Here is a 15,068-nt window from a genome sequence, read left to right as displayed (position 1 = left end):
AGCAATGGCGGCAGATGCAGACAGGCCCGACGATGGCTGCCAGAATCGCGTCGTCCTGACCATGCGCGGCGCGCGATGTCAGGCGAAACGGCATGCCCTGCTCTGCGAGCGACGTCTGCAACACGAGATCGCTGATGATCCGCCCACGCCCCAAGACCCCACTGGTATCCGCTCTGCTCATCGCCATCCTGATGGGCTGGGGCAGCCACGCACTGTCCTGGCTCAACAGCGTGGCTCAGCATGGTTCCGAGGCCCACTGGCATGACGATCACCAGCATCACACTGCCGGCCATGAGCGGCAGCCCGGCAACTGCACGCTGTGCCAACTGCAGCATGTGCACGTACTGGGCGATCACATCCACGAAACCCCTCATCCCATGCTGTTGCTGAGCCTGTCCGCGCAACCCGAGCGTGCAGACGTGCCGGCCTGGCCGCGCCCTGCGCTACCGGAAAGCCCGGTGTCGCGCATCGAGCGCCCTCCTCGGGCCTAGCCTCGCTCTGATGGCGGTCACCTGCGGTGACCTGTTCTCACCAGCTCAGGACAATTTCATGCATTCGCAATCCTTGCGCGGGCTCGCTGCGTTCTACGCACGCCTGCGCCACTCGCTGCTGCCGGTTTTCGGCATGCCGCTGTTCTTCCTCGCGTCCGACGCACTCGCCCATGGCGTGGCCGAAGGCGACAAGGGCTTCATCCAGGAAAGCTCGGGCGTGATGCTGCTGCCGTTCATTTACATGGGCGCCAAGCACATGATCACCGGCTACGATCACCTGCTGTTTCTCTTCGGGGTGATCTTCTTTCTCTACCGGCTCAAGGATGTCGCGCTCTACGTCACCCTGTTCGCGGTCGGCCACTCGGTCACGCTGCTGTTGGGCGTACTGACCGAGATCAGCGTCAGTGCCTACCTGATCGACGCCATCATCGGCTTTTCGGTCGTCTACAAGGCCCTGGACAACCTTGGCGCCTTCGAGCGCTGGTTCGGCTATCAGCCTGATACACGCGCGGCCACGCTGGTGTTCGGCCTGATCCATGGCTTCGGCCTGGCGACCAAGATTCTCGAGTACGAGATTGCCGCCGATGGCCTGATCCCGAACCTGATCGCCTTCAACGTCGGCGTCGAGGTCGGCCAGCTACTGGCGCTGAGCGCCATTCTCATTGCCATGGGTTACTGGCGGCGCACCGCCGGCTTCTGGCGCCATGCCTATACCGCCAACGTCGCCATGATGAGCGCCGGTTTCCTCTTGATGGGTTACCAGCTCACCGGCCTGATCGTGTCCCAGTAAGGAATTTTTCGTATGTACAACAACCATCGACCCGACCTGACCGAACTGCCCAGCAGCGGTCAGCTGTTGCGCTCCACCATCATTGCCCTGATTGCCGCCGGCGTGCTGCTGGTAACCGTGGTGATGCCCGCCGAGTACGCCATCGACCCGACCGGTGCCGGCCGCCTTCTGGGCCTTACCCAGATGGGTGAGCTGAAACACACCCTGGCCGAGGAGGCTGCCGCTGAAGCGCAACCACCGGCCGTCGCGGCACCGGCCGGATCTGCCGAGGCTACACCTGCCGAAGAAACGCCCGCAGTGGCACAGGCCGAGCCGGCTCCAGCTGCAGCACCGGTACCTGCCAAACCGGAACAGCCAAAAGTGGCCACCCAGCAGCATGAGGTGAATCTGACCCTGAAGCCCAACCAGGCTACCGAAATCAAGCTGGAGATGAAGGAAGGCGCCAAGGCGAACTTCCACTGGACGGCCAACGGTGGACGCCTCAACTACGACACCCACGGCGATCCCTACAAGGCGCCGAAGGGCTTCTACCACGGCTATGGCAAGGGCAAGAACACACCGGAACAGAAGGGTGAACTGGTCGCCGCGTTCGACGGCAAGCACGGCTGGTTCTGGCGAAACCGCACCAATGAGACGGTGAAACTCACCCTGCGCACCGACGGTGAGTACATCACCATCGAACAGGTGTTCTGAGCTCAGCGCAAAACAGCGCAGCGCCGGCCAAACACGGCCGGTGCTGCGGCTTTGTACGGGAGAAACTCATGTCCTGGATCATCACCAAGTACGCGCTGACCGCCGCCATGGTGGTACTGGTTTCGGAAGCGGCCAAGCGCAGCGACAAGTTCGGCGGTTTCATCGCCGCCCTGCCGCTCATTACCATTCTTACGCTGATCTGGCTGTACCTGGAAAATCAGTCGCCGGAGAAAATCGCCAACCACGCCCGGTATACCTTCTGGTATGTCCTGCCGACCTTGCCGATGTTCCTGGCTTTTCCGCTGCTGCTTCCGCGGCTGGGCTTCTGGCTGGCGTTGCTGACAAGCGCTGTCATCACCGTCGTCTGCTTTGGTCTGTTCACGCTGCTCATGCGCCCGTTTGGGGTGGAGCTGCTGTGACAGCCCAGTGACCTCGACGGCACCAGGCGGCGCCGTCGAACAGGCTGGTGCTCAACCTGCCTTGAAGCGGCTGACATTGTCCAGCAGGGTGCCGGCCAGATCACTGAGACGGCTGGCGGTGTGGTGGTTGGTGCCCACCGCCTCGCCATTCTCCTCGGCCATGCGCGCGATGGTCGTCACCTGCTGAGCGATTTCGGCGGATGCCGCGCTCTGCTCACGCAGCGCATTGGAAATCTCCGCGACAGTGGACAGTACCTGGTTGGCCGCCTCACGAATGCCACCCATGGCCTCGCCGGCGCGCTGAGCGCGGGCGACGCCCTCGTTGACCTTGGCAACGCCCTGCTCCATACCCTGCACCGCGCCCTCGGTGCCCTGCTGAATGGCCGAAACCATCTGCGCGATTTCCTTGGTGGAATTGGCGGTACGCTCGGCCAGCTTGCGCACCTCGTCAGCCACCACGGCAAAACCACGCCCCTGATCGCCCGCCCGCGCGGCCTCGATCGCCGCGTTCAGCGCCAGCAGGTTGGTCTGTGCGGCGATATCGCCGATCACCCCGACGATGGCGGAGATCTGCCCGGAACGCTCGCCCAGCTCGGCGACGGTGCGCGCCGAGTCGCCTACCGATATGGCGATCTGGCTGATTTCCTCGACTACGGCCGCAACGATTTCGCCGCCCTGGCGTGACAGTTCACCGGAGCGATTGGCCAGTGCATCGGCCTCACCGGCGTTGCGCGCGATGCTCTCGATGCCAACGGTCATCTGTTCCACTGCAGCCGCCATGCTCGATGCCGCATCGCTCTGGCACTGCGAGGCGACATGAATCTGCCCCGAAGCGGTCGCCAGGCTGCGCGCCGAGTCGGCGACGTGGTCGGAGTTGCTCTTGATGCTGCCGATCAACTGGCGCATGGCCTCGGCCATGTCATTGAAGCTTCCAGCCACGTAACGCAGCTCGTCCCGTGCGGCCAGCTGGATGTGTGCAGTGAGATCGCCAGCGGCGAGCCGCTCGCTGCCGTCGCGCAGGCTGCGAATGCTGGTCATCACCGACAGGTAGGCGCCCACCGAGAGATAGCCGATCACTGCCAGTACCACCAGCAGCATGGCGAGGTTGCCGAGCAGCATCTGCCGCGCGTCGTCGATGCGCTGCTGCAGCAATTGGTCCAGGCTCGGCAGCAGCACGTCGTACATCTGCGTGTAGCCGATGCCGATCGCTTCGGTGGTCATGTCGAAGAACTGCGCCGACGAGGTGCTGCTGAAATCGCCACGCACCACCATGCCCTGCACCACCCGGTCGACCGCTTCGCCGCGCTCACGCAGGGTCGCCACCGCGCGGTTGAGCTGCGTCTGCAGCTCCGGTCGCTGGGCGATGACCTTTTCCATGCTGCGTTCCATCTCCACCGTGGCCGAACGGATCTCCTCGGTCACGACGATCAACGCCGTGCGCTGCTCATCGCTGATTTCGCCCCGGGCCAGCATGGCCGACGCACTGCCGCGCAGACGGCCCAAGCGTTCGATGAGAAATGGCAGGCGGTTGACCGCGGTGGTCATGAGGTAATAGGTCTGCGGCTCCGGATCGAAAGTCAGGCCGTAAGCATCGGAGAGCAGCGTCTGGAAATTCAGCAGCTCGCCGATCAGTGCGGTATGCGCCTGATAGCTCTGCGGCTGCGACCAACCCTGCACGCTGCGCTTGATCTCGTCCCAGCCGCGGCTGATGTCCTGCCATTCGCGCATGGCGCGCTTGTCATCGGCCAAGGTGCGGTTCATTTCCGCGACGGCCGCATCGACGCTGGCTTGCAGTGCGGTTCGGCGATCGGCCATGGCCACATTGCCGCCCAACAATATCGCCGATACGCCGCGATGCTGCTGGGTCAACTCGACGAGCTTGGACAGCGGCCGCGCCAGGGCGGACGCCACCAGCTCGTTCTCGGCACGCTCGATGGTGCGGTTGAGCTGACTGGCGATGGTCCACATCAGGCTGGCGAAGGCGAGAAACACCAACAAGCCGATTAAAGCGAACTTGCTCGGATAGTTGAGACGGTTCATCAGCAGTTCAGCTGGGGAAAACAGGAGTTTCATCGGACATTCCTGAATGATGCGAGGTGCTGCAGAGGCCGATCGACTTCATGGCGCCCAGATGCGGGACGGCGGCTCGCGCGCGATCAAATCGATATGAGATGTGCCGCGCAAAATACGGATCCGACCCGACGGTCACCCTGACCATAATCAAGATCGGAGGCCAATAAATCGACGCCACCCAGCCGCCTATCGATTCAACTGCCGAAGCGCTCGACGCTTTTCTTCATGGCAGACGAACTCCGCTGCTTCGACGCAATCCCACCTCCCTGTGTTTGTCCTTCTTCTGCGGTAGGGCTTTACCAATGCCCGCAAGCGTGAATAATGCCGCCCCTTTTGACGAGATGAGGTAACCATGACGGCGCCAGCCACTGCAGCGACTCCGCCCCTTTCCGCTCGCGCCGTGCTGTTGCTCGAACTGGCACTGGCCATGGGCGGCTTCGCCATCGGCACCGGCGAGTTCGCCATCATGGGCCTGATGCCCGACGTGGCCGAAGGGCTGGGCATCAGCGAGCCCCAGGTCGGCAACGTCATCAGCACCTATGCGCTGGGCGTAGTGGTGGGCGCACCGTTGCTGGCGATCCTCGGTTCACGGCTGTTTCGCCGGCACCTGCTGTTGCTGCTGATGGGCTTCTTCGCCCTGGGCAATTTCGCCAGCGCACTGGCGCCGGACTACTCGACGCTGATGATCTTCCGCTTCATCACCGGCCTGCCCCACGGTGCCTATTTCGGCGTGGCGATGCTGGTGGCCGCGTCCATGGTGCCGCCGGACAAGCGTGCCCAGGCCGTGGCCCGCGTGCTGATGGGCCTGACCGTGGCAATCCTGATCGGCAACCCGCTGGCCACCTGGCTCGGTCAATGGGCGAGCTGGCGCTATGCGTTCGCCCTGGTCGGCGCCATCGCCCTGCTTACGGTGCTGCTGGTGGCGCTGTTCCTGCCGCTGAACCGCGACGAGCCACGCAACAGCCCATTGCTCGAAATCCGCGCCTTCAACCGGCCGCAGGTCTGGCTGGCGCTGGCAATCAGCTCGATCGGTTTCGCCGGGATGTTCTGCGTGTTCAGCTACATGGCGCCGACGTTGCTGAACGTCACCGGTGTCAGCGCCGGCTGGATTCCGTTTGCCCTCGCCGCGTTCGGCCTTGGCGGCATCGTCGGCAACCTGGTTGGCGGCTGGCTGTTCGATCGGCTGCGCTTCAAGGCGGTCGCCTGGCTGCTGCTGTGGAGCGCGCTGGTGCTATTGGTATTCCCGCTGGCCGCGCACTCGGTGTGGACGATCTTTCCGGCAGTGTTCGCGGTCGGCACCATGGTCTCGTTGTCGCCCGCGCTACAGACCCATCTGATGGACGTCGCCGCGGATGCCCAGACCCTGGCAGCCGCCTCCAATCACGCCGCCTTCAATGTCGCCAATGCGCTTGGGCCCTGGCTCGGCGGGCTGGCGATCACTGCCGGTTTCGGCTGGACGTCCACCGGCTATATCGGTGCCGCCACTGCCGTGGGCGGCCTGCTGGTGTTCGCCTGGGCGTGGAAGATCGAGCGCGCGGTACAGGACGCCGACGCCCGGCCGGCGACCTGCTGCTCCTGAGGCCGTAGCCGATCCACCGCTGGCGGCGACAATGGCGCGCAACATACGGTAATCAGAGAGGCGAGGAGTCGCCTTGCAGATCATTCGGCAAGCGGGTCCTATTCATAGCCCCTGATTCGAGACCCTGACCTTGCAGCGCTTCTTCCTGTTTCGCAGCAAAGCCCGCCGGCTCTGCCTGTTGCTCATCGCCCTGTTCGCCGTTGGCCTGCCGGTGGGTTGCTCGGTGCTCGAACAGAAAGAACGCGAGCTGGTGTTCCGCATCGAACCGGGCACCGCGTCCTGGTTCAGCGGCCTGCCGCGCGGCATCGAAGAGTTGCAGCTGACTGACTCGGCGTTCGGCGACCAGCAGAACATCCACGCCTGGTGGTGGCCGGCCGCCGAAGCCGATGCGCCCGCCCTGCTCTACCTGCACGGCGTGCGCTGGAACCTCACCGGCCATCTGTTCCGCCTGGAGCAGCTGCGCGCACTGGACTTTTCAGTGCTGGCCATCGACTACCGCGGCTTTGGCCAGAGCCTTGGCGACCTGCCGTCAGAACGCAGCGTGTATGCCGACGCGCGCATCGGCTGGGAACGCCTGAAGGAATTGCAGCCGGACGCCAGCAAGCGCTTCATCTACGGCCATTCCCTCGGTGGCGCGGTGGCCGTCGACCTGGCAGCGGAGCTGGGCCAGCAGGCCGAACGCGACGATGCACCGGCCGAGGCGCGCGCGCTGATCATCGAGTCGACCTTCACCTCGCTGGCCGACGTAGCGACGGTGCTGTCCGATACCACGCTGCCGGTGCGCTGGCTGCTGTCGCAGAAATTCGATTCGCTGGAGAAGATCGACCGCATCGGCATGCCGCTGCTAGTGGTGCACGGCACCGATGACCGCTATGTGCCGCCGCGTTTCAGCGAGCAGCTGTATGAGGCCGCGCGCCAGCCCAAGCAGCTACTGCTGGTCGAGGGCGCCACCCACAACAACAGCCTGCGCGTGGCACTCGGCGCCTATGGCCGTGCGTTGCAGGCCCTGCTGGAAGCCGGCGAGCAGCAGCTGGGCGCCGCACAACCGGCCCGAGAGGACATTGCCGAGCGCGGTTAACGGACGTCAGCGCTGCGCTTCCAGGCCCACGAACAGCGCCCCGTAAAACTCGTTAGCCGCCCCACCTGGGTGAGTGGCCCAGGTCGGGGGAAGGCCAACCTCTCTTCGCTTACAGACGGAAGCGCCCGACCAGCTGGTTGAGGTGCGTGGCCAGGCGCGCCAGTTCGTCGCTGGCCACCGAGGTCTGCTGCGCACCGGTGGCGCTCTGCTCGGAGATGTCGCGGATGGCCACCAGGTTGCGATCCACCTCCCGGGCGACCTGCGCCTGCTCCTCGGCGGCGCTGGCGATTACCAGGTTCATCTCGTTGATCTGCCCGACGCGCTCGGCGATCAGCCCCAGTGCCTGATCCGCTTCGCCGGCCATGGTCTGGCTGCGCGTAGCGAATTCACTGCTCTGCTGCATGTCGCGCACCGATTGCTCGGTAGCGCTCTGGATCGCGCCGATCATGCGTTCGATCTCCTGGGTCGAGCTCTGCGTGCGCTGCGCGAGGTTACGCACCTCGTCGGCGACCACCGCGAAGCCACGTCCGGCCTCACCGGCCCGCGCCGCTTCGATGGCGGCGTTGAGCGCGAGCAGATTGGTCTGGTCGGCGATCGCACGAATCACATCCACCACCTGGCCGATGCTCGCCGCCTCCTCAGCCAGCCGGGTCACTGTCCCGGCAGTCTGCTGCAGCTTTTCGCTCAGCTGGTCGATGGTCTGCCGCGTGGCGGTCACCTGCCGACGGCCGTCGTCGGCGACTGTCTCGGCATCGCGCGAGGCATCCGAGGTGCGGTTGGCGTTGCCCGCCACTTCATCCACCGCAGCCGACATCTCGGTGACCGCAGTAGCGGCCATCTGCACTTCCTCGTTCTGCTGATGGATGCCCTGCGCAGTGTGCTGGGTAACCGCGTGCAGCTCTTCGGCGGCGGACGCCAGCTGGGTGGCCGAGCCCTGGATATCCTGCAGCGTATCGCGCAGGGTTTGCTGCATCTGGCGGATCGATTGCTGCACTTCGGTGATCTCGTCCTTGCCGCGACACGCGATGGTGCGGCTCAGATCGCCGGCGGCCACCGATGCGGCGGCCTGCTTCAGCTCTTCCAGCGGCCGGCTGATGCTGCGCAGCAGGACCATGGCGAACAGCCCCCCGCCAATCAGCAGCGCCAGCAACAGGCCGATATTCAGCACCCGGTTGCGCTCGTACAGTGCCAACGCCTCGTCGTATTCGGCCTTGGCTTCGCCAAGCTGCAGATGAATCAGCTCGCTGAAGCCTTCGGAGATGGGGTCGATCAGCGGGTACAGATCATTGACGACGAACGCGGCCAGGCGCTTCTCGCTGTGACGGTCGAGAATGCGCTCAAGATCGTCGAGCGGAGCGTCGGCAGCTTTCATCAAACCCTCCAGGCGCGTCACCACCCGGCGTTCGGCTTCGATCAGCTTGGTGCTCATGAAGTCACCCCAGAGACGACGAATCTCGCCGCGCGCATTACGCACATCATCACGAGCCTGTCCGTAGGTGAGCATGCCGCTTCGCGTCTTGTGCGTGGTATCGACGATCTTCACCGCATACAGATCGGCGATCAGCTTGAGGTCGCGCAGCGGTACGACACGGTCGAGATAGACAGTGTTGAGGCCCGCGACGCTGCGCTGCTGTGCATTCAGCCCGGTCAGGCCGATCACCAAGCAGGCGGTCAGCATCGCCCCGACCAGAATCAACAGCCGGGCTCGGATAGTCAGTTGCTGCATCATTCGTTCTTTTCCATATGGCGTGCCGACCCCGGGGCCGGCAAATTGGCAAGTAAGGCATCAATCTCGAATGGTTCAGTTCATGCCGACGTTGGCTCGCCGGTCTGTAGTTCCTTTGCGGAACCTGCATGCAATGAGATAACGAGGTGCTTTGTTGTTGAATCCCCCGAACGCCTGGTCATCCAGTGAAGGCCAGATGCCAGCGCCCCTCAGCTATCGGCTGTGACAGCGGTCTCTTTAACTAAACCGTGCTGAAACACCTATCCCAGAGCGGTTATTTCAGAACAGGGACGACCGTAGCAGCGGTCTGGCGGTCGCATTGGAAGACGATCTACGGGCTGGAAAACCCTCGGCGATGACCAGTTCACCCGGCCGCTATGCGACTAATGGCGCAGCGCAGACTGTGCGCTGCTGCACAGCGTCCCGACGAACTGGTGGTACCTTCGCGCCCCACAATTTCCAGCTAGGGACCTGTCGTGAAAACGCTTATTCAGAGCGCCATTCTGGCGCTGACCACCATCGTTGCCGGCCATGCCCTGGCCGACGCCCAGCCATCACGCAACCTGGCCGAGGCGGTGAAGAACTTTTCCGACTACAACAACCGCCTCGAACAGGCCATGGCGCAGGGTCTGACGCCCGAAAGCATGGCGCAGATCCACGAGCTGACCTACACGCTCAAGGACGCCCTGGAGAAGATCAACGAAGAGATGGATGGCCTGACCGACACCCTCGAGGAAATTCACATCGCCTCGGAAGCCAAGGACGCGGACGAAGTGAAAAGCTACACCAGCGAATACCTGAAGACCGCGCGGACAGTGATCAAGTAATTCGCCGGACCATCAGGGCTCGACTGGCAGGATGTCGAAGCCGATGCGATTGTCGCTGATCACGCGAAACTCCAGCGTCTGCCCCGCCTGCACCTGCGCCAGCTTCTCGCGGCGCAGGCTGAGCTTGCCGCACAGCGTGTCATCCAGCGGATCGGTGCCGATGCTGACGATGCGCGCGCCGGCCGGCACCTGAAAACGCACCACCTCGCCGACATGAATGCGCGCCGCCAGCTGGCGGTCGATCAGCACGGCGATATAGCAGCCGCCGCCACGCAAGCCGTAATCGCGTGTCACCACCACCTCACCCGCATTCTCCAGCGCCTGCTGATAGGCCAGCACCCGCTCGGCCGGCACCGGAACGATATTCTCGGCATCGGGCTGCCAGGACGAGCAGCCGGCCAGCGAAAGCAGTGCGGCAAAGGCAACGATTGGGCGCATGGGGAACTCCTGTTCGGAAGACGAAACGGCGAGCCGGACGATCGAGCATGCCAGAGCGACAGATGATTGCTAGAGTCAGTTTCCAGTTTTTGACCACGGCGCTCTCAACGTGAACGGTTCGGACGATAGCCAACCCCGCTTCTGGCGCGATGCCGCGCTGCCCTTCCTCGAGGCACGTGCCGTCGCGGACGGACGCAAGGTCTGCTATGCGCCGCATTGCCATGAGACCTTTTCTATCGGCGCGATCACCGCAGGCGCCAGCACCTACTTCAACGGCGACGCTCAGGAACGAATCGCCCGCGGCACGCTGGTGCTGATCAACCCACAGACCGTGCACGCCTGTAACCCCATCGATGGTCGGCCCTGGTCATACCTGATGTTCTACGTCGACGCACGCTGGCTGGGCGCGTTGCAGCATGAGCTGGGCGTCAGCAGCGACGGTCACTTCATTCCCTACGCGCCGATCCAGAGCCTCGACCAGGCGCTGTTCAACGGGCTGACCCAGCTATACGCCACGCTGCGCGATCCGCAGGCGGACACGCTGCGCAAACAGAGCGCCGCGGTGGAATATTTCACGCTACTGCAGCAGACGCTGGCGCCCGCCCCGACTCAGCCACATGCCGAACCGTTGCAGCAGCTGAGCCGCGCTGCCGACTACATCGCCGAACATTGCACCGAGGCGCTGCGCCTGGAAGACATCTGCCAGGCTGCGGAGCTTTCGCCGTCCTACCTCATCCGCACGTTCAAGCAGCACTACGGCATGACCCCGCATGCCTATCTGCTCAACCGCCGCATCCAGCGCAGCCAGCACTGGCTGCGCCAGGGCCTGGACCTCGCCGAGATCGCGCTGGCTGCAGGCTTTGCCGACCAGGCGCACTTCCAGCGCACCTTCAAGCGCCAGCTGGCCGCAACGCCCGGCCAGTACCGCGACCGGACTGCCCGCAACTAGCCCAGCACGAGATAAAGCGCGCTGCCGGCCAGCAACAACGCCATCGTCCGGTTCAACCAGCGCACCCGCGCAGGCTCCTGCAGGTAGCGACTCAGAAAAGCGCCGGCACCGGCCCAGCAAGCGATCGAGGCATAACAGATCAGGAAGTACAGGGCTGCGAACAGCCAGACCCGCTGCACCTCACCGTTCGCCGCGAACAGCCCCATGCCGGCAACGGAAGCCAGCCACGCCTTGGGGTTGAGCCATTGCATCAACGCACCCTGCAACAGCGAAGGCCCACTCGCGGCGCCTTCAGGCTGCAGTCGTCCGTCATCGGTCGCCAGCCGCCAGGCCATATACAGCAGGAACGCCACCCCGCCCCACTGGATACCGCGCAGCAATACCGGTGCGCGCTCCAGCAGCTCGTACAAGCCGAGGCCGATGAGCAACAGCAACAGGGTGAAACCGATGGTTGCGCCGGCTATGTGCCGCCCGCTGGCACGAAAGCCGAAGCGTGCTCCGCAGTTCAGCGCCACCAGGTTGACCGGCCCCGGAGTGATCGAAGAGGCCAGCGCGAACGCGGCCATCGACAGATAGAGTTCCATAAGTGCTCTGCTCGCCAGTCGAAGGAGGCAGCAGACTAGCGGCGCGTGGCAGTCGCCTTATTGAAGGAAATTGCCCTGGCTACAGATGATGACTGCCGGGGTACGGCCGCTCTTCCTCCAGCTCACCGTCGCGGCCGATGACTTCGACCGATGCCGTACGCCCCTCCATGAAGGCGTCGAGGGCGCTGTACATCTCGTCCTTGGTGAGCGTGCGCAGCACGGTTTCCTGCGATTGCTGGTCTTCCAGCTCCCAGCCCATGTCGGTGGGCCTGACTTGATAGATGTTCATGGCGATTCCTATGGCGCGAGTAGCCCGCTGGCGACGCGGGTCCGAATGGGGATGGCTAGCCCGGCTGGCTGGAGCCGTCGCGCCCCTGGATATCCGGGTCGTCCGGCAGCACTTCTGGCTCGTCGGGGTCATCCAGCGACGATGACTGATCGTCGTCACCGGCGGCCTGGTCGTCGAAATCCGGATCTTCACCGGCATTCTTTTCGCCGCCATCGGTCATGGTTACATCAGGCTCATCGCCTGCTTGCTGATCATCTGGCTTCATGGTCGCCTCGGCTGTCGCGGATGGGTGACTGATACCGATTGGAGGCGACAAACCACGCAGCGTTCGAATCGCGCGGCACCGGCGGTCCGAAGGTTGCAAACGGTCATTCGGCGACGCTTCACGCTGGCGCCGGCCGCTAAAGCTCCTGGGCAGTTCGCCGATACCCCCTAATGTATCGAGAAGTGTCGTCCCGTCCTTATCAGCTCGGTCAGGAGATCATCTTGCAACAGCCCCGTGCTCAGATCGCCACGCAGCTTGGCGTGGCACTTGCGCTCATCCTCGCCGTGGTTATCACCGGCAGCACGCTCTTCGCCCTTCGCTCACTAAACGCGGCCAACCTCAATACCCGCGAACAACATCTAGCCAGCGAAGCTCGGCTGCTGGCCGATCAGCTGGCCACCTTCCATGGCACGCTGCGCGAAAATACCCAGCGTCTCAGCGGGCTTTTCGAGAAGCGCTTTACCGATGGATTGCAGCTCGACCCCGAGCAGCGCATCGAGGTCGGCGGCGTCATGACACCAGCGCTCATGCATGAGGGCGCGCCGCTGAACAACGATTTCAGCGTGGTCGACGACTTTCGCGAGATGACCGCCGGTGTCGCCACCGTCTTCGCACGCGACAACGATGACTTCGTGCGGGTCAGCACCTCAGTCACCAAACAGGACGGCAGCCGTGCCATCGGCACCCTGCTGGACCGCCAGCACCCCGCCTATCCGCTACTGCTGAGCGGCAAGCAATACATCGGCCGCGCGTTTCTGTTCGATCGCCATTACATGACCCAGTACACCCCGGTCAAAGACGCCAGTGGCCGGGTGACGGCAGTACTTTTCGTCGGTTTCGACTACACCGAGGCACAGCGCGCGCAGTTCGATGGCCTGGCACGCTTTCGCATCGGCGAAAGCGGCTCGCTCGCCCTGCTCGACGAGAAAAAGCAGTGGCTGGTGGCACCGCCGAACCTGAGCCAGCCGGACCAGGCGGCCAACCAGGTCGCCGAGCTGGGCAGCCAGAGCGGCAAGGGCGCTTACTGGACGGATGGCAGCTCCGATATCTACAGCGTCGCGACGCTGTTCGAGGGCGGCCCGTGGACGGTGTTGGCCAGCATGCCTGCCGCAGAAATCCAGGAGGTAACCTGGAGCATTGGTTCGCGTCTGGCCATCGGCAATCTGCTGGCAATGATCCTTGCGGTCGCCGCCACCATCTGGCTGCTGCGCCATAAGCTCAAGCCCCTGGCGGCAGTCGTACAGCAGGCGCAGGCGCTCGGTGCCGGTGATCTCAGCGTGCGTTCGCAGGTACGCAGCAACGACGAGATCGGTCAGCTGGCGGCCAGCTTCAACCGGATGGGTGAAGCGCTGTCGGAGATGGTCGCGCGCATCCGCAATGCATCAGGCGAAGTCAGCCAGCGTGCGCAACTGCTGGCCGGGCTCTCCGGCGGTGCCAACGAAGGCATGGAGCAGCAGTCCGGTGAAATCACCAGCATGGCCGGTGCGGTCGAAGAGTTCAGTGCCACTTCACTGAACATCGCCGACAACATGCGCGACACCCAGCGCGTGGCCCGCGCCAATGCCGAGCAGACCAGCGTTGGCCGCACCGCCATGGACGAGGCATCCGACGCTCTGGCACAGATCGCTACGGCGTTGAGCGGCACGGCCCGCGTAGTAGGAAGCCTCGATCAGCGCTCGCAGGAAATCGGCAGCATCGTTGGCGTGATCACTGCCATTGCCGAGCAAACCAATCTGCTCGCACTCAATGCTGCGATCGAGGCGGCCCGCGCCGGTGAGCAGGGCCGTGGCTTTGCCGTGGTCGCCGACGAGGTTCGCAGCCTCGCTTCGCGCACTCGCGAAGCCACCGATCGTATTACCGGAATGATCAGCCAGATCCAGGCAGAAACCGGTAACGCCATGAGCACCATGGAACTCGGCCAACGCCTGATGGATGACGGTCTCGAGCGCAATGCCAAGGTGGCCGCAGCCCTGGCACTTATCGACGAGCAGAGTCGCAGCGCGGACGAGCAATTCAGTGCCATCAGTACCGCCACCCAGGAGCAGAGCAGCACCGCGACCCTGCTGAGCAGCAACCTGCAGAGCATCGCGCTGGCGAATCAGGAACAGCGCGAAGTGGTCGCCAACCTGGCTGGAACCGCCAGCGAGCTGGACAGGTTGGCAGCGGAACTGCGCACGCAGGTCGATCGCTTCCGCGCCTGACGTAGAACCAGGCAACTCAGCCTGTGGCGCCAGCCCTGAGCGGCGCCACAGCTGACGCGCAGACCTGCGACTACGCTTCCGATTGCACTGCCCGGGCGGCTCCACCACACTGCCCACTCACACCCAACCGCAGTCGGAGATTCCATGCAGACACTCACCCCACAATCCCGCGCGGCCATTCTCGAAAACCCGGAAGCCCTGGAATGCACCCTGTACCGCCCCGACGAATATGACGAGGAAGCGGAAGAGCAGGACCTGGGCGACGCGCGCATCATCATCAGCGGCCCCTTCGAGGCGCCCGCCGAATGGGACGCCAAGGACCGTGACGACTACTTCGACGGCACCGCGCCGGAAGCCTTCGTCGTCGCCCGCATCGCCTGCCAGGCAGCACCTGATTCCGGCGTTTACTTCACTGCCGTGCCCGGCGACTACGCCGCCGTCACGGAGAGCCCGGGCCAAGTATCGATGTTCTACGTCTGGGACTGCCTGAACGATGCCGAAGGCCAGTACGTGCTGATCCGCGAGGAAGAGGACGACGAGGTCTGACACGCCTCGACTGTCACATCCACCGGGCGGTCCGGTGGATGTGGCAATCCCCCTGTCGGATCTGACATGCAAGGGCGGACGACGGCACAGTCCTTTCCACGCGGGCTGCACCGCCAGCGC

At 64.0% G+C, this 15,068-nt stretch carries 16 protein-coding genes; 10 read left to right on the top strand and 6 right to left on the bottom strand.

All coding sequences use genetic code 11. The features are described from left to right. Positions 1-134: 134 nt before the first annotated feature. From PSEST_RS06730 to PSEST_RS06715, 4 genes are all read left to right on the top strand, one after another. The gene (locus PSEST_RS06730; protein ID WP_015276247.1) at positions 135-491 is read left to right on the top strand and encodes a hypothetical protein; all 357 of its coding nucleotides are present in this window, start codon (positions 135-137) and stop codon (positions 489-491) included. A 58-nt stretch (positions 492-549) separates the two neighbouring features. After that, the gene (locus PSEST_RS06725; RefSeq protein ID WP_015276246.1) at positions 550-1,281 is read left to right on the top strand and encodes a HupE/UreJ family protein; all 732 of its coding nucleotides are present in this window, start codon (positions 550-552) and stop codon (positions 1,279-1,281) included. 12 nt (positions 1,282-1,293) lie between these two features. Continuing rightward, positions 1,294-1,974, top strand: coding sequence for a hypothetical protein (locus PSEST_RS06720; protein ID WP_015276245.1), 681 nt, complete (start codon positions 1,294-1,296; stop codon positions 1,972-1,974). Between the two features lie 68 nt (positions 1,975-2,042). Then, positions 2,043-2,393 carry a DUF3147 family protein gene (locus PSEST_RS06715; protein WP_015276244.1) on the top strand — a complete coding sequence of 117 codons (351 nt, stop codon included), beginning with the start codon at positions 2,043-2,045 and terminating at the stop codon, positions 2,391-2,393. A 51-nt stretch (positions 2,394-2,444) separates the two neighbouring features. Here PSEST_RS06715 and PSEST_RS06710 read toward each other — a convergent pair whose 3' ends face one another. Beyond that, complete coding sequence (locus PSEST_RS06710) at positions 2,445-4,466, bottom strand: methyl-accepting chemotaxis protein (RefSeq protein WP_015276243.1); 2,022 nt, start codon at positions 4,464-4,466, stop codon at positions 2,445-2,447. 352 nt (positions 4,467-4,818) lie between these two features. Here PSEST_RS06710 and PSEST_RS06705 point away from each other — a divergent pair, with 352 nt between their 5' ends. Further along, positions 4,819-6,045, top strand: coding sequence for an MFS transporter (locus tag PSEST_RS06705; protein ID WP_015276242.1), 1,227 nt, complete (start codon positions 4,819-4,821; stop codon positions 6,043-6,045). A gap of 130 nt (positions 6,046-6,175) precedes the next feature. Further along, positions 6,176-7,123, top strand: a complete 948-nt coding sequence (locus tag PSEST_RS06700) for an alpha/beta hydrolase (RefSeq protein ID WP_015276241.1) — start codon at positions 6,176-6,178, stop codon at positions 7,121-7,123. A 109-nt stretch (positions 7,124-7,232) separates the two neighbouring features. Here the strand turns inward: PSEST_RS06700 and PSEST_RS06695 are convergent, their stop codons facing one another. Then, on the bottom strand, positions 7,233-8,852 hold the full coding sequence (locus tag PSEST_RS06695; protein WP_015276240.1) for a methyl-accepting chemotaxis protein: 1,620 nt from the start codon (positions 8,850-8,852) through the stop codon (positions 7,233-7,235). Between the two features lie 473 nt (positions 8,853-9,325). Between PSEST_RS06695 and PSEST_RS06690 the strand changes: the two genes are divergently transcribed. After that, complete coding sequence (locus PSEST_RS06690; RefSeq protein ID WP_015276239.1) at positions 9,326-9,676, top strand: DUF6746 family protein; 351 nt, start codon at positions 9,326-9,328, stop codon at positions 9,674-9,676. A 12-nt stretch (positions 9,677-9,688) separates the two neighbouring features. Here the strand turns inward: PSEST_RS06690 and PSEST_RS06685 are convergent, their stop codons facing one another. Then, the gene (locus PSEST_RS06685) at positions 9,689-10,114 is read right to left on the bottom strand and encodes a hypothetical protein (RefSeq protein WP_015276238.1); all 426 of its coding nucleotides are present in this window, start codon (positions 10,112-10,114) and stop codon (positions 9,689-9,691) included. A gap of 109 nt (positions 10,115-10,223) precedes the next feature. Between PSEST_RS06685 and PSEST_RS06680 the strand changes: the two genes are divergently transcribed. After that, entirely contained in the window at positions 10,224-11,063 is an 840-nt protein-coding gene (locus PSEST_RS06680; protein ID WP_015276237.1) for an AraC family transcriptional regulator, read from the top strand. On the opposite strand, the gene PSEST_RS06675 is transcribed toward PSEST_RS06680, so the two are convergent. From PSEST_RS06675 to PSEST_RS06665, 3 genes are all read right to left on the bottom strand, one after another. Continuing rightward, positions 11,060-11,647, bottom strand: coding sequence for a LysE family translocator (locus PSEST_RS06675; protein WP_015276236.1), 588 nt, complete (start codon positions 11,645-11,647; stop codon positions 11,060-11,062). The genes PSEST_RS06680 and PSEST_RS06675 overlap by 4 nt on opposite strands. A 79-nt stretch (positions 11,648-11,726) precedes the next feature. Beyond that, positions 11,727-11,936: a hypothetical protein gene (locus tag PSEST_RS06670; protein ID WP_015276235.1), complete on the bottom strand. Its 210-nt coding sequence runs from the start codon at positions 11,934-11,936 to the stop codon at positions 11,727-11,729. 55 nt (positions 11,937-11,991) lie between these two features. After that, on the bottom strand, positions 11,992-12,201 hold the full coding sequence (locus PSEST_RS06665; RefSeq protein ID WP_015276234.1) for a hypothetical protein: 210 nt from the start codon (positions 12,199-12,201) through the stop codon (positions 11,992-11,994). 221 nt (positions 12,202-12,422) lie between these two features. Here PSEST_RS06665 and PSEST_RS06660 point away from each other — a divergent pair, with 221 nt between their 5' ends. Continuing rightward, positions 12,423-14,402, top strand: a complete 1,980-nt coding sequence (locus PSEST_RS06660; RefSeq protein WP_015276233.1) for a methyl-accepting chemotaxis protein — start codon at positions 12,423-12,425, stop codon at positions 14,400-14,402. A gap of 144 nt (positions 14,403-14,546) precedes the next feature. Then, complete coding sequence (locus PSEST_RS06655) at positions 14,547-14,948, top strand: hypothetical protein (RefSeq protein WP_015276232.1); 402 nt, start codon at positions 14,547-14,549, stop codon at positions 14,946-14,948. The last annotated feature ends 120 nt before the right edge of the window (positions 14,949-15,068 follow it).

This window comes from Stutzerimonas stutzeri RCH2, assembly GCF_000327065.1.
GTDB classification, from domain to species: domain Bacteria; phylum Pseudomonadota; class Gammaproteobacteria; order Pseudomonadales; family Pseudomonadaceae; genus Stutzerimonas; species Stutzerimonas stutzeri_AE.
Note: the sequence above shows the minus strand (reverse complement) of the source record. Positions and strands in the feature narration are given on the sequence as shown.